Origin of the sequence: Dactylosporangium sp. NPDC005555, assembly GCF_040605635.1 — a bacterium.
Taxonomy (GTDB): domain Bacteria; phylum Actinomycetota; class Actinomycetes; order Mycobacteriales; family Micromonosporaceae; genus Dactylosporangium.
The window spans coordinates 1-13,966 of sequence record NZ_JBEXDG010000113.1 but is presented as its reverse complement, the minus strand read 5'-3'; the positions used below and the strand labels follow the sequence as shown (position 1 = coordinate 13,966).

The 13,966-nt window shown below is 69.6% G+C and carries 13 protein-coding genes and 2 pseudogenes; 1 reads left to right on the top strand and 14 read right to left on the bottom strand.

Annotated features, from left to right (window positions below; genetic code table 11):
* The first annotated feature begins 249 nt into the window (after nucleotides 1–249).
* A complete protein-coding gene (locus ABZS58_RS49930; protein ID WP_354791770.1) occupies nucleotides 250–456 on the top strand; it encodes a DUF1345 domain-containing protein in 207 nt (68 codons plus the stop codon).
* 285 nt (nucleotides 457–741) lie between these two features.
* Here the strand turns inward: ABZS58_RS49930 and ABZS58_RS49925 are convergent, their stop codons facing one another.
* The 14 genes and pseudogenes from ABZS58_RS49925 to ABZS58_RS49860 all read right to left on the bottom strand — a co-directional run.
* On the bottom strand, nucleotides 742–1,974 hold the full coding sequence (locus ABZS58_RS49925; RefSeq protein ID WP_354791768.1) for a glycosyltransferase 87 family protein: 1,233 nt from the start codon (nucleotides 1,972–1,974) through the stop codon (nucleotides 742–744).
* Nucleotides 1,975–2,451: 477 nt separating this feature from the next.
* Nucleotides 2,452–3,615 (bottom strand): glycosyltransferase 87 family protein, encoded by a 1,164-nt coding sequence (locus ABZS58_RS49920; protein WP_354791767.1) that lies wholly within the window; start codon nucleotides 3,613–3,615, stop codon nucleotides 2,452–2,454.
* 230 nt (nucleotides 3,616–3,845) lie between these two features.
* A pseudogene (locus ABZS58_RS49915) lies at nucleotides 3,846–4,034 on the bottom strand (DDE-type integrase/transposase/recombinase); the annotation flags it as partial.
* A gap of 966 nt (nucleotides 4,035–5,000) precedes the next feature.
* Nucleotides 5,001–5,798, bottom strand: coding sequence for a class I SAM-dependent methyltransferase (locus ABZS58_RS49910; protein WP_354791765.1), 798 nt, complete (start codon nucleotides 5,796–5,798; stop codon nucleotides 5,001–5,003).
* A complete protein-coding gene (locus tag ABZS58_RS49905; protein ID WP_354791764.1) occupies nucleotides 5,795–6,517 on the bottom strand; it encodes an ABC transporter permease in 723 nt (240 codons plus the stop codon). The genes ABZS58_RS49910 and ABZS58_RS49905 overlap by 4 nt, the downstream gene beginning before the upstream one ends.
* A 1-nt stretch (nucleotide 6,518) precedes the next feature.
* Complete coding sequence (locus tag ABZS58_RS49900) at nucleotides 6,519–7,475, bottom strand: ABC transporter ATP-binding protein (RefSeq protein ID WP_354791762.1); 957 nt, start codon at nucleotides 7,473–7,475, stop codon at nucleotides 6,519–6,521.
* A 16-nt stretch (nucleotides 7,476–7,491) separates the two neighbouring features.
* The gene (locus ABZS58_RS49895; RefSeq protein WP_354791761.1) at nucleotides 7,492–8,253 is read right to left on the bottom strand and encodes a CPBP family intramembrane glutamic endopeptidase; all 762 of its coding nucleotides are present in this window, start codon (nucleotides 8,251–8,253) and stop codon (nucleotides 7,492–7,494) included.
* Nucleotides 8,250–8,921, bottom strand: coding sequence for a CPBP family glutamic-type intramembrane protease (locus tag ABZS58_RS49890; RefSeq protein WP_354791759.1), 672 nt, complete (start codon nucleotides 8,919–8,921; stop codon nucleotides 8,250–8,252). The genes ABZS58_RS49895 and ABZS58_RS49890 overlap by 4 nt, the downstream gene beginning before the upstream one ends.
* 1 nt (nucleotide 8,922) lies before the next feature.
* Entirely contained in the window at nucleotides 8,923–10,281 is a 1,359-nt protein-coding gene (locus ABZS58_RS49885; RefSeq protein WP_354791757.1) for a YcaO-like family protein, read from the bottom strand.
* Nucleotides 10,278–11,369 carry a TOMM precursor leader peptide-binding protein gene (locus ABZS58_RS49880; RefSeq protein WP_354791756.1) on the bottom strand — a complete coding sequence of 364 codons (1,092 nt, stop codon included), beginning with the start codon at nucleotides 11,367–11,369 and terminating at the stop codon, nucleotides 10,278–10,280. The genes ABZS58_RS49885 and ABZS58_RS49880 overlap by 4 nt, the downstream gene beginning before the upstream one ends.
* A 3-nt stretch (nucleotides 11,370–11,372) precedes the next feature.
* Nucleotides 11,373–12,317 (bottom strand): SagB/ThcOx family dehydrogenase, encoded by a 945-nt coding sequence (locus ABZS58_RS49875; RefSeq protein ID WP_354791754.1) that lies wholly within the window; start codon nucleotides 12,315–12,317, stop codon nucleotides 11,373–11,375.
* Between the two features lie 48 nt (nucleotides 12,318–12,365).
* Nucleotides 12,366–12,491, bottom strand: coding sequence for a hypothetical protein (locus ABZS58_RS49870; protein WP_259857470.1), 126 nt, complete (start codon nucleotides 12,489–12,491; stop codon nucleotides 12,366–12,368).
* A 42-nt stretch (nucleotides 12,492–12,533) separates the two neighbouring features.
* A complete protein-coding gene (locus ABZS58_RS49865; protein ID WP_255780442.1) occupies nucleotides 12,534–12,659 on the bottom strand; it encodes a hypothetical protein in 126 nt (41 codons plus the stop codon).
* A 210-nt stretch (nucleotides 12,660–12,869) separates the two neighbouring features.
* Nucleotides 12,870–13,238 (bottom strand): annotated as a pseudogene (locus ABZS58_RS49860) (bacterial transcriptional activator domain-containing protein); the annotation flags it as partial.
* Nucleotides 13,239–13,966 lie beyond the last annotated feature (728 nt).

Sequence of the window (13,966 nt, the reverse complement as noted above, 5' to 3'; positions counted from 1 at the left end):
CGATCGGGATGCATAGCCCCGTCCGGTTTGAGCATTCCCTGACAGGAACAGCGAGAGCTGCTTAAAGCCCTGTCCACTGTTCAGGGGGAACCTCAGCCGGCCGGCGAGATCGGGACCACCGGTTCTGTCGCACGCGCGTTGATCACATGCGGGCAGCGGCGCGTCGACGCGCGCAGTACCCGCGCCGTTCCGAGATGCCACGCACGACATCGCTGGCCTTCTCGCGTAGCGGCGGGCCGCGACGGCGGCGTGGACTTCCACAGCATCGACCCCGGCACCCTGCCGCAGTTCAGCGACTTCGCCTACCTCGCGTTCACCGGTGGGATGACGTTCCAGGTCTCCGACACGGAGCTACGCACCGCCGCGCTCCGCTCGCCGTGCTGCGCCAGGCCCTGCTGTCCTACCTGTTCGGCACCGTCGTCGTTGCGCTCACCATCAACCTCGTCGCAGGGCTGAGCCGCTGACGAGTCACCGGCGAACCGGGCACGGCGCCGAGGATCCGGTTCGGTGTCCGGCGTACCGGCGTTGCCGGCCATCGCCGCGTTCAGCGCGCCGATGATGGTCACGCCGACCAGCACCGCCAGCAACGGCAGCAGTGTGCCGACCGGTGGCCGCCAGGCGCCGGCGAACGGGTCGAGGCGTGCGCCCGGGCCGGAACGCTTCGCACCGCCTTCGCCGCGACGTCGGAGCGCCGCGGGCACCGCGAACCCGGCGTCGACGCACTGTCCCGGCTTCGCGTCGCTACGGCGTTCGGCGAGCCCGCCACCGCCATCTGAAGGCCGACGCCCGTTGGCTCCGACGTGCCTTCCGATCGGCTGGTACAACAGCGTCTCCGGTGCGGTGCAGCACCACCGCGCACACGATGAGGAAGACCAGACCCACGATCGTGTACGCCTCGCCGATCAGGTGCTGCGGCCACGTCCAGTGAAGCTCCGGCGCCTTGCCCGGCAACGGGGAGTTGAGGTTCGGGGCCAGGAACACGAGTCCCTGTGGTGCCGGTCCGCCGAACCTGCCCGACGGGGCGGGCCACGCCAAGAAGACGAACGGGACGAGAACCGCGAGGCATGCACACCATGCCCGCGCGGGCCGGCGGAGGGCGGTGGACCATCGCCGAACGGCGTCCGCCAACACCAGCACGAGCAGGATCGCGAACACCCAGTGGTGTGTCCACGAGACCGGTGACACGAGCGCGCCGCCAAGGCACACAAGCACCGTTGCCAAGAGTTCGTTCTCGCGTGCATGCGCGCGGGCGGCGAGCCACACCGCACTGGCGGCGACGACGACCGCACTGACCAACCAGAGTCGATCAGCCCCGTGCGTCGCGCCGACGGTTCGAAGCAAGAGACCGTGTACCGATTGGTTCGCGACGTACCACAACTGCGTTGCCTCGCCAACGCGATCGGCCGACGCGCCGATGCTGGACCAGTACTCGATCGAGTCGCGCGGCGCGGCAACGAAGCCGACGGCGATGCTCACGGCGAAGGCTCCAGTGGCGACCGCGGCCGCGCGCCACCGTCTGGTCGCCAGGAAGTAGACGATGAACAAGCCGGGGACGAGTTTGACGCCGGTCGCCAGCCCCACGCCGAGACCCTTGTACCAGCGGCGGTCCGATGTCGCCGTGTCGCCGATCACCAACAGCAGCAGGACCATGTTGATCTGGCCGAACTGAAAGTTGTTCATCGTCGGCTCGAGCCACATGGCCGCCGCGGTGACGCAGGCGGCGAGGCCGACCCGCCCTCGCCCCTTGGCGACACCGAGCATGCCGAGGCCGATCCACACAATCAGGAACAGGCAACACAATGACGCCGCACTCAGTGCCTTCGCTGCCAGGTACGGCGACAGGAGTCGCATGGGTGTGAAGAAGACCGCGGCCACGGGAGGGTAGGTGAATGGGAGGAAGCCGTGCTTCAGTTCGTAGAGTGATCGGCTGTGCCACAGATCCTCGGTGCCGCGCCGATAGACGAGCGCGTCCATCCCGTTGAAGATTCTGAAATGTCTGTTGGCCCAGAACAGGACGGCTGCCGAAACAACCAACGCCGCGCAACCAACCGGCAACAGCCAACCGGCCGGGCGATAAACGACTCGGCGAGGTGTCGATCTCGACAGCTCGGCAGGCTCTCCGGCGCGAGTGCCCGTGGCAAGCTCCGCTACGCCCACAACTCCTCCCGTTCGGCCTACGCATCGATGTGGCCGTGTTCCGTTCCGCCGATGGGTGCCGGGCGACCCGTCCAGCCGCTGCACAGCGCTCGGCGACCCTTCCCGCAGACGAACGCCGCGAAACATGCGATGGGTGCCGGCCACCAAATACGTGGAGACCCCGCGCCAGGTGCACCCGGGCGGCTCATCTGCGGTACGCCGCCGGTTTCACCCGGGTAACCACGCACGGCCCGGGCAGCACGGACCGCGACGCGCGTTCGGCTACGCCAGTTGTCCAGTCGCTCGTATGCGACGTCATCGTTGCAATGACGGTGCCATCGGAGCCGCCGCATTCGACCGTGACGGGCCCGGCACGTTCGCCCTGGTGACATTCACCGGGACGGTCATCAGCAGGATCAGTCCGGTGATGACCTGGATGTTCGAGCCCAGCCGGTACCCGAGGGCGCCGGGGTCCTCGAAGCGCCACTCCAGCGAGGTCACCAGCACTGCGTAGACGACCGCGGCGAGCAGCCGGAACCAGTGACGGCGCCGGCCGGAGGCGCGGCTGTCGAGCAGGATCAGCAGCGCCGGCAGTTGCCAGACGAGGTGGTGCACCCAGGTGAACGGGCTGATCAGGCAGATCGCGACGCCGGTGAGGGCAAGTCCGGCCCAGTCGTCGGGCAGGGTACCTGCTTTGCGGACCCGGAACGCCCACACCACGAGGACAACGGCGACGAGTGCCGGCCACACCCAGGGCGGCATGTGCAGGCGGTGCACCGCGCCGGACAGCGACTGGTTGCCGGCGATCGTGACGTCGCCGATCCGATCGACCTGCCACAGCAGGTGGGTCCAGTACCGCCAGGATTCGTCCGGTGCGAGGAGCCAGCCGAGGCCGGCTGTCAACAGGGCGGTGCCGCCGGCGACCAGTCCGGCCCGGTAGCGGCGGGTGAAAACGAGGTAGAGGATGAACAGGGCCGGGGTGAGCTTGATACCGGCGGCGATGCCGATGAGGACGCCCGCGGCAGGATGCCGTTTGAGGACGAACAGCAGGTCCAGCCCGACCAGCGTCAGCAGGACGAGGTTGATCTGGCCGACGGTGATGGTGTCCCGCCAAGGCTCGGTCGCGGCCACAAGGACCGCCCCGGTCAGCATCGGCAGCAGGGCGCGCAGCCGATGCCACAGCAGGATCAAGGTGCCGGACAGCGATGCCAGGGCGAGGAGGACTTCGGCGACCCGCCACGGCAGCACGGCGAGCGGCATCAGGACCAGCGCGGCAAACGGCGGGTACGTGAAGCCGAACGACTGGAACATGCCCTGTTGCCGGTACGTGTAGAGCCCGTCGCCATGCAGCCATGACCGCACCGCCCCGCGGTACACGTGGAGATCGAACTGACCCTGCCACTGAGCGAACATCGCGAGCAACGCGGCTGCGCCGACGACAGACACAATCAATCCGGCCCAGGCCCGGAAGCTCTGCATCGTACCTCGTTCCTGTCTGCCGACCGCCGCTGCGCACTGACGGCGGGCATCAAGTGCCCAGTGATCGGCGTGGCTAACCCGGCGGCGGGTGACCAGCGTTCCGTTGCGGTACCGCAGCAGCTGATCGCTGGGCGGCGCGCCACGCTCTCTGACCGAGTACCGTGGCGTCGGTGAGGGCGCTGTTGCGTTCGCCGATCGGAGGGCGCGTTCGAGCGAGTGCCGGCCGGTCTTCAGATGACGGTGGCGAGCTCGGTAACCGCCGCGGCGACGCGAAGCCCCCGCGGGGCGTCGACGCCGAGTTCGTAGTGCCCGCGGCGCAGGTTCTGCATGAACGCGTGCCCGGCGATGATCGTTTGCGCGGTCCGGTCAGTCCGTAGCCCGCGCATCGGTCTGAGCCGGTGCTTGAGCTGACTATGGTCGGTCGTTCAGCCTTCGCGTCCTGGAGGCTCTGCATTTATAGGTCCTAACAAAGTCGATCGATGGTCTTCCGTCCTTTGTGGAGGATGCTCTAACATCTTCGGCCGTGAGGCGTGGTGAACGAGCGCGGGCGTCACGCAACCGGGCCAGCGCCATATCGTCCATATTGGACAGCAGTCGCCACGCAGTCGGATCCGACGCCACCACACCGAACAGGCCGGGCCGGGTCTCCGACGTGATCCTCGACGTGCGCGGCAACTCCGTGGAGTGGGACGCTGCGGCGGCGAAGTGCCTGCCGATGCCGGAGATCAATGGCGATCGCGGCCCCCACGGGCGGGCCCAGCGCGGCCCGGAGACCGCCGCCCAACCCATGTTGAATTCACCATACCCGGCAGCCACTGCCGACGGTCAGCACACGCGGATGGGCACCTTCATGGCCTCCGTCCACGCGCAAGCGCAAGCGGCTCGGCATCCGACAGTCGCCGTCCCGTCCCACGCCGAAGCGCGACTGCTCGTACAGACCGCGCAGCTCGCGCGGATGGCCGAAGACCTCGCCGCGATCCGCCGCGGACTCGCAGCGGCGCCTCCGACACCGACGCCACCCGACCCATCACCTGTATCGGAGACTGGCAGCAGACGCGGCGGCGGATCCACCGCTGAAACTGCCGGCTGTCACCGCGGAGCTAGCCGAACCCGAACTCGACTGACATGACCTTGTTGACCTCGCCCAGCAGGTACTCGATGTCGCTCCGCGTCGCGGCTGGATGGGACTTGTCGAGGCCCGGCTGCGGCATCATCGCCGCTGGCTGACCCCTTCCAGCCGGGTCTTGCTCACGGCCCAACAGGTGCCGCGGTCACCGATTGCGGCCGGCGCCGCCATCCTCCACGAATGCAAACATGCCGCCTGACCTGCGCGGGTGGGGTTGTCGGCACCCGCAGAGGGCGGTAGGCGGTTCTACGCCTCGCCGTCATCCGGGGTCGAGGGCGACCACACCGTCGACCACGGCGCGGCTCGCCGCGGCGGGTGCTGCGCCGGTGCGGTATCGGGGCCATGAGACGGGGAGTGCCCGGTAGTTCACCGCCCGCCACCCCGGTTCCTCCAGCGCGGCCAGCGAGTCCAGCCCGAACAGGGTCAGGCCGCCCGGGATCCGCTGGGCGATGGTCTGCATCTGCCGAGCGGAGTCCGCGCTGACGATGTCGGCGAGCCACCGCACGACGACGGGCCGGCTCGCAAGCGCTGCGGCCAAAGCGGTGACGCCCTCGGTCGGCAGGTACACCAGCAGGCCTTCGGTGACCACGATGACGTCGCCGGATCGCCCCGCCTCGTCCAGCAGCCTGGTTACCGCGGTGGCGTCCCGCGCGTCCAGGCCCGCGCGGCGGACCGGGCAACTGGATAGGCGGCCGTCCAGGATCCGGTTCTTGAGGTCGATGACGGCCCCGTCGTCGGCCTCGACCACCTCGCGGCATCCGGAGAGGTCCAGCCGGTAGGGCCGGGTGCAGAAACCGGCGCCGAGGTTCACCACCGCCGCCCCCGGCCACCGGTCCAGCGCCTCGGCCAGCATCCGGTCGATCAGGACGGTACGCCCGACGACCTCGTCCAACCCCGCGTCAGCGAGCCTCGCGACCTGCGCGGCGGCACCACTCGGCGTGAACAGCGCGGCGAGCGGGTCGGACAACCGCGCGTCGGGGCGGCGGGTCTCGGCCGCCCGGCAGGCCGCCGCGGTGTACGCGGTGGCCTGCACGGACGGGTCGACGAGCGGGCTCATTCCCAGCGGAACAGCCAGGCGGCGCCGGCGGCGCAGACCACGGTGGTGCCGCCGAGGACCCCGAGGGCGACGCCGATCGAGTCGCCGTGGTCGAGCCAGGCCCATTGCAGCGACTTGATCGCGTAGGTCAGCGGGAGGGCGTCGCTGATGGCCCGCATCCCGTCGGGCATGATCTCGAGCGGGACCGTGGCGCCAGTCAGGAAGATCATCGGGAAGTACACCAGGTTGGCGATGACCAGCGCCGACTGCTCGCTGCGGGCGATCGAGGCGATGAGCAGGCCGATGCCGAACATGGCGGCGCCGGACAGCAGGGCGATGCCGGTGAACGCGAGCGGCCGGGCTGGTGCGTGCAGCCCGAACACGAGTGCGCCGACGGTGATGAGCAGGGCGACGCCCAGGACGCAGATGAGGATGTTGACCAGCAGCTGCGCGGTGAGGAACGCGCTGGGCCGGGCGGGCGTGGCGCGCAGCCGGCGCAGGAACCCGCGGGAGCGGTATTCGACCATGCCGAGCGGGAAGCTCATCAGTCCGGCGACGGCGACGACGAGGCCGACGTAGGCGGGCACGGACACGTCGACGGTGCCCAGGCCGTCCCAGAGGTCCGACGGCTTGTTGCCGTAGATGCCGCCGAAGATGGACAGCACCATGACGGGGAACGCCAGTCCGAAGAACAGCGGCGGGAAGTTCCGCAGCATCCGCTTGGACTCGAAGGCCAGCACGCTAGGAAACATTCAAGTTGTCCGCTTCGTTCGAGACCGGGCCGGCGGCCTGTCCGGTGAGGTTCAAGTAGGCGTCGTCGAGCGTGGCGGGCAGCGCGCGCGGGGTGCACTGGTGGTCCGTCAGGACCCGGTCGACCTCGGCACGGCGCGACGGACGCACATCGAGCAGCAGCCGTTGCCCGGCAAGGCGCACCTGCACTCCCGTCCCCAGCCCGGTGAGCGTGTCACGCAGCTCGCGGTTGCCGCCGGCGCCGTCGAGCACGAGCCGGTCCGCGTCCCCGGCGTGGTCGCGGATCAGGTCGGTGGGCGTGCCGGCGGCGACGATGCGGCCCTTGAGCAGCACGTTGACCCGGTCACAAAGGTATTCAACCTCTTCCATGTGGTGTGAGGTGATGACGACGGTGAGTCCCTCGTCGTTGCGGCGGCGCAGCTCGTCCCAGACCGTGCGCCGGGCGGCGGGATCCAGGCCGTTGGTGAGTTCGTCGAGGAACACCACCTGCGGGTTGTTCAGCAGCGCCAGGGCCAGCGACAGCCGCTGCTGCTGGCCGCCGGACAGCTTGACGACCTGGCTGCGCCGTTGCTCGGTCAGGCCGAAGCGGTCGAGCAGCTCGCGGTAGTCGGCGGGATCGGGGTAGAACGACGCGAAGACCCGGCAGATCTCCTCGACGGAGGCGCGGGGCGGGTAGGCGAGCTGCTGGAGCTGGACACCGGCGATACGGGTCATCCGGATGCGGTCGGTGGCGGGGTCGAACCCGCCGACGCGGATCGTGCCCGCGGCCGGCTGGCGCAGCCCTTCGATGCACTCCAGCAACGAGGTCTTGCCGGAGCCGTTGGGGCCGACCAGCCCCACGACCTGACCCTTGGCGGCGCTGAGGTCGGCTTCGTCGACGGCGGTCAGGTCACCATAGCGGACGGTGACCTGCCGGGCGTCGACGAAGAGTTCTGGGTCTTGACTCACGGCTTGTCGGGTCTCCTCACCGGGGCACTGCCGCCGCGACGGGAGCGGCCCGGCGCGCGCTGGTCTGGGTGTAGTACGCGGCGAACGAGGCATGCACCACGATCGCCGGAAGAACGCTGCCCTGGACGACCACGAGCAACCCGCACACCACCGCGAGCACCACACTGGACAGTGCGAGCACGGTGGCCTGCAGGGCCGTCTCGGTGAGCAGGACCTGGCCGAGGGTGAAGACCGCACCACTGATCGCAATCGCGGCCCAGACCGGTGTACCGGTGGCCAGCAGGCCGCCGAGGAAGGCGCCACGGAAGAAGAACTCCTCGACCACGGCACTGGTCGCCGGGACGGCGTAGCGCCACAGCCGGGGTAGTGCCAGGATCTCGGTGATCCAGCGCACGGTGGTGACCGCGCCGGGCACGTCGATGCGGGGTCGCAAGGCGTACAGGGTGGACATGGCGAACGCGGTCAGCGCGCTGGCGCCGACGGCGGTGAGCAGCAGCAGGCCGATGCCGTGCGGGGTGACCCTCCAGGCGAGCAGACCGGCCAGGCTCACATCGCCGGCGTACATCACGGCGATCGACGCCAGGACGCCACCGGCCAGGTAGATCAGGGTGCCCAGAATCGGGAACACGTACCGGCCGGGCAGGCCGGTGCGGGTGGCCACGGCCAGGCGGACACGCTGGCGGGTGCGAGGGCGCCGCAGGGGCAGCCGGTACAGAGCGAGCCAGACCGCTGTGGCTGCGGTGGCGATGGCGGCGAACACAGCCGCGTCGCGGGTCACTGTCCCGCCCGGCGCGGCAGCAGGGTGAGCACCACGACGTTCTGCACCGCGTGGGCCACCAGTGGCACCAGCACGTTGTGGCCTCCGAGCAGGTAGAGCAGGCCGAAGCCGACACCGGTGAGGGTCTTCTGCGCGACGGTCGCGGCGCCGAAGTAGAGGTGGTTGAGCCCGTACACGATCGCGGTGACGACGAGCGCCGCTGCGGCCGGCCAGCCCAGCTCCCGCTCCAGCAGGTGCAGCCCCACGCCCCGGAACAGCACCTCCTCCGCGGCGGCGGCGCCGACCGCGGCGAGCACCGCCCAGGCCGACCCCGCGCCCGCGAGCCGGTGCAGCGCGATGCCGGCCAGCCGCCGGTGCCGCATCGCCAGCACGGCCGCGCCGGCGGCCCACTCCAGCACCGGGGCGAGGCAGCCGAACCCGACCGCGATGGCATACCAGCGCCAGCCGCCGGGCGAGGTCAGATCCCACCGCATCGGCGCCAGCGCGGCAACCAGCCCGGCCACCGCGATCAGCGCCACGGCGAACATCAGCTGCCCGGCTACGGCGCGGTCCAGCCGGCGCGGCGCTGATCCCGATGAACGGCCGGGCGTGCCGGTGCCGCCGAGCACGCCGGACAGGGTCAGACGGAACGCCTGCGCCGGGAACGCCGCGCAGAGCAGGATCAGCACACTAAGGGAGAGGGTGGGGGTGTTCATTGGTCACTCCGCCGTGCGCAACCATGCGCGGGTGGGCCTTGGGCGGCAGCCCGGGCAGGCACATGCTCAGCAGCTCGGGGATGAGGACGCGGACCACCTTCCAGTCGGTGTCGGCCAGCTCCGGCGGGGTGATGTCGAGATAGGTCGCCCAGCGGCTCACGCCGGCGACCATCTCGATCAGCGACTCCAGGGTGGACGCACCGGACAGCGGTGCGATCTCCGACAGTTTCACCGTGCCGCTGAACCGGTCGGCGACGATGGCGCGCTTCTGTTCCGCGTCCTGCGGCCCGGCGTAGAACAGCACATTGGAGTCGAGGTCCAGGAACGGCGAGGAGTTCGTCGCCGCGTGCACCGCAGTGGTGTCGAAGATGGTGCTGTACATGCCCAGGCCCAGGATGGCGGCGCTCTCCATCGCCCCGCGCAGCAGCGCGGCCCGCGGGTCGCTGTCACCCTGCACCCCGAAGCTGAGCATCGGCAGCGCGTCGGTCTTGCGGTCCATGTAGACGCCGATGGTCGGCAGCGGCAGATCCGGGCGGGTCAGGTGGATCGCCCTGACCCGGTAGTCCGCGTCGGGCCCCAGCCGCATCGTGGCCAGGACCCGCAGCGCGTCCTCGTCGTCGATGACGACCTGCGGGCACGGGTGCGGGGTGTACCAGTTGAGGATGAACGAGTCGATCTGCACCGCCTCGATCAGCGCGTTGCGCAGCGCGTTCTCCAGGCTCACGTGCGCCGCCGTGCCGGTGGAGAAGGACGGGGTGAACAGCAGGTCGCCGGGCCCGGCCGAGGTCGTGAAGCCGAGGAAGAACAGCTGTGCCGGCACCCACAGGTCCTCCCCCGGGCGGACCAGCGCCGGGCAGCGCACCCAGGCGATGACGTCGTCCTCGGTGGGTGGCCGGTCGGCGTACCTGTGGAGGCGGGAACTGAGCGTCCGCTGCTGTTCGGGATTGAGGATGCCCAGGTACTCCAGCGGCAGACACTCGCCCTCACGCGACAGCTCGCGCCGCGTGGCGTATCGGAATTCCTGGTCGAACAGGCGGATGGCGACCATCGCCGCGTACCGTTCGACGCTCTCTCCCATCATCTTGATCATGGCCTCTTCGTGATAGAGGCCGTACCCGCTCAGGTGGTACTGCACCTGCAGGTGCGGGTCGTCCATGATCAGACGGTGGTAATGCGGCATGGTCGCGGTCATTGCCCGCATCTGCGGCTCACCCGGGATGTCGGCGACCGAGACGAAGAATCCGGGCATGATGCCGGTCTGGTTCGCGCCCAGGTGCCGGTACCGTCGCAGCAGCCGCGTCATCGGCGGGTAGTGCGTCAGTGAGGACCTCAACGCAGTACCCCGGCCACGATCCGGTCCACGGCCGCCCGGCTGTTGAAGTTGATCTCGCGGACGCGCTGGCGGGACACCTTGCCGCAGGCCGGACAGGCGGGCATGCGCAGCAGGTCCTGCGTCTGGATCTCCAGCGTGGGCAGATGCACGCTCAGCGCCCGGCCGGACAGCCGCGACACCCCGACCGCCGCGTGCAGGTAGCCCTCGGTCAGCGCCATTGTCGTCAGCAGGCTCATCATCGGCGCGTCGGCCGCGCTCGCCGCCGCGGCGCCGACCGGGGAGCGGGCAAAGTCGTGGTAGGACACGTGGTCCTCCAGCCGCGCCAGCGCCCGCTGCTCGAAACACTCGAAACAACCGGTGTGCGGGGACTTCACGCCCACCACGGAGACGAACGGCCCGTCGATGAACGCGCACACCCAGGGCACGTCCCGGCCTTCGAGCACGCGGTTGATGTTGCGCAGCAGGGGCAACGACGGCCGCTGCAGGCACGTCACGAGCGTCGCGGAACCCGTCAGTGCCGGCAGAAGGTCCGCCAGGGCCTGCTCGGTGGCCAGCCCGTCGATGCGCGAGGTCAGGTCGGCGGTCGACAGCTGGTCCACCACCGCCTGCGGGAGCGGCGCCAGCCGCAGTCGCATCCCAGCCGCCAGATGCTCGGCCTGCGCCGTCGCCGCGGCAGAATCGGACAGGAACGCGACCTCGCCGCTCGGCGGGCCACCCTCCCCGGGGTACGGCGACACCATCCGGCCCAACAGCGCGGCGGTCACCGCGTCCTGGCTGTCACGGTCGCGGGCGGCCACGAACAACCCGGCCTGCGCCAGGTCCGCGAACAGGCGCTCGATGTTGGCGGACTCGATCGGCAGCAGTCCCGGGTCCAGATGATCCGCCAGCCGCACGGGCCCGGCGGCCGCGGCCCGCAGCGCGGCGCGGACGGTTGCCGCGACCGCGGGCGACTCGCGACTGACGTCGATCACCGCCTCCTCGAAGTTCCACACCCCGGTGCGGATGCGGAACCGGCCGGTGCCGTCCTCGACCAGGCGCGCCGTGCTTGCCAGCAGGTACGCGTCCACCATCTGTTCGTTTGCGCTCACCGACTACTCTCCCTGCCCGACCATGGTCACGTGCACGACGTGACTGGTCAGGCCGTCCAGGTCCAGCATCTTCTCGATCGTCTGCTTGTCGTAGCCGCCCTGGTCGCAGCCGGCCAGGCCCAGCGCGGTACGGGCCAGGTGCAAGTTCTGCAGGATCGCGCCGACCTCGATGAGCCCGAACACGACACCGCCGTCGCCGTACTTGCGCGAGTTGTCGTAAAGGTTGTAGACGAACGTCAGCGCGAACCCGGTGCGCTCGACGTCCAGATCCGGGGAGCGCAGGACCTCCGCCGGGGACAGCTGCGGATGGGGCGCGAGCCGTGACAGCCCGTGGGCGAAGGGCAGATACTCATACGCACCCGGCTCCAGCCCGGCGACGTTGAAGGCGTGCACGTACAGCGTCACCGGGTAAAGGCCGCCGCCCGACGGGACGGTGCGCAGCCGGATCACGCCGTGGGGGTCGGCGGGATTGCCGTAGGGCAGGCTGCCGGAGGTGCCCTGGCAGTGGAACAGCAACGCCGACAGGTCGGCCATCGAGATCGGCTCGCCGGTGAACACCCGCGTGCTGCGCCGCTCGGTGACCGCGGCGGTCAGACCGGTGCGGATGGGCTTCGCGCCGGGCAGTGCGATGACGCCACGCAGATCCTCCTCGAGGTCGGCGTGGCAGGAGGACAGGACCGCATCCGGTTCGTAGAACCGGCCGATGCCCATCTGGAAGCCTAGCCGGGCGTTGTCGGTGCGATAGTTGAGCAGCAGCTCCTCGCCGGCGAAGGTGTCATCCCCGGCCGCCCACCGCCCCCGCACCACGGAGTCGGGAGTCCGGACGACCGTGGATGACGAATAGATCGACACTATCGTGTGCTGCATCGCGAAGCTGCCGACCGCCCGGAGGTAGTCGTGGTCCTTGAGCGCTTCCTCGACTTCTTCCCTGGTGCGGCGGTAGGGCATGTCACTCCGAAATGAGCGCGGGCAAAGAGGTGACCGGCAGCGGCCGGATCACCAGGAGCAGCAGCTGCTGCAGCAGCAGTTGCCGCCGCCGCAGGTGGTGGAGGCACCGGGCGCGACCGTGACGGTCAGGCCGCCGGTGGCCGTGGTACCGATCTGACCGGAGAAGCTGAGCATGGCTGATTTTCCTTTCGCAGGGTCGGCGCGTGGGGCTCGCGGCTACCAGGAGCAGCAGCTCGTGCAGCAGCAGTTGCCGCCGCCGCAGGTGGTGGAGGCACCGGGCGCGACCGTGACGGTCAGGCCGCCGGTGGCCGTGGTACCGATCTGACCGGAGAAGCTGAGCATGCGATTCACCTCCAGACAAAAGATTTGTCACGGCCGATCAAAGAGATCGATCGTTGTGGCGCACGTTAGCATCCGGATGTCGGAGTATCCAGGGTGGACAAAGCCGGTCAGCCCCGCTAAACATGGTCAACGGGCCTCGGGTTCCGGTCCTTGACGACTGTTCATCCGGCGTGCACACACGCTTGTCCGACGGGGTCACGATCGGCCTGCTTACCGGGCTGAGATCCTGGGCCGGACGCGCGGTGCCGAGCGGTTCCGTTTCACCCGCTCATAGAGCGCCGTGGTCTCGGCCGCGGGTCGCACGCCGAGCCCGTCGCCGAGCAAGGCGACCAGTTCGATGTACTGCCGCCGGACCCGGCCCGCCTCACCCAGCACGGCATAGCAGTTCATCAGCGCACGGTGCGCCGCCTCGGCGAGCGGGTCCAGGTCGAGCAGCCGCTGGTAGGCACGCACCACCCGCCCGGGGTCGCCGCCGTCGAACAGCAACCCGCCCAGGCGCAGCAGGCTGTCCTCGGCGCGCGTGCGCAGCTCGGTGCGACGCGCGGCGATCCACGGCCCGGCAGCGAGGTCGGCCAGGAAGTCGCCCCGGTGGTCATCTCTCGGTTGGCACCGGCACCTTCACGGCAATCCCGAAGAGGCGTCGTTCCGCCGGCCGCTCTTCATCCAGCCGCAGGCGTAACACACGGGGCGCCGTGTGGACGAGGCTCCCGAGACTTACCGCGTCTCATCGGCTCGTGGTCGACCTGGCTGGGAGGCGCCGCTCCCCCTGCCGGATGCGCGCTCAGCGGCCGACCGTGGCTCGGTCGTCAGCAGCGACACCACTTGGTCGTGAACGACGACCGCAGCCGTAGTTCGGCAGAAGTCCGGGGTCGCGAGTTTCGACACCACTGCCCCGCAGGTCACGCGAATGGCCTCGGTGCACGGGCCCAGGACACGCTGATCACAGCTTCGCGGGGACAAGTCCGACCGCGTCCCACGGGTGTGGTCGGGTGGACAACGCAGGTACCACCAACAACGCTCAGTTGCCGACAGGCGGGTCTACTCTAGGGCTGATCGGCGGCTACTTCCGCGCACCCGATCAAGGCCGAAGCGGCGCAAAGATCGGTGAAGGTCGTTCAGGGGGTCTGTCGTGCCTGCCGACGGCTCACTGCGTTCAGACGTCCGCACCGCTGTCCTGCACGAATGTTGCACAGAACGCCCACGAGTTCGATACTGGGGTTGCCCCGTTTTGACGGACAGGGTTGTTGAGGTGGTGTCAGGCTACCTGACGGAGCTGGGATTCGTTGCGTAGCTTGGTTTCGTAAGCT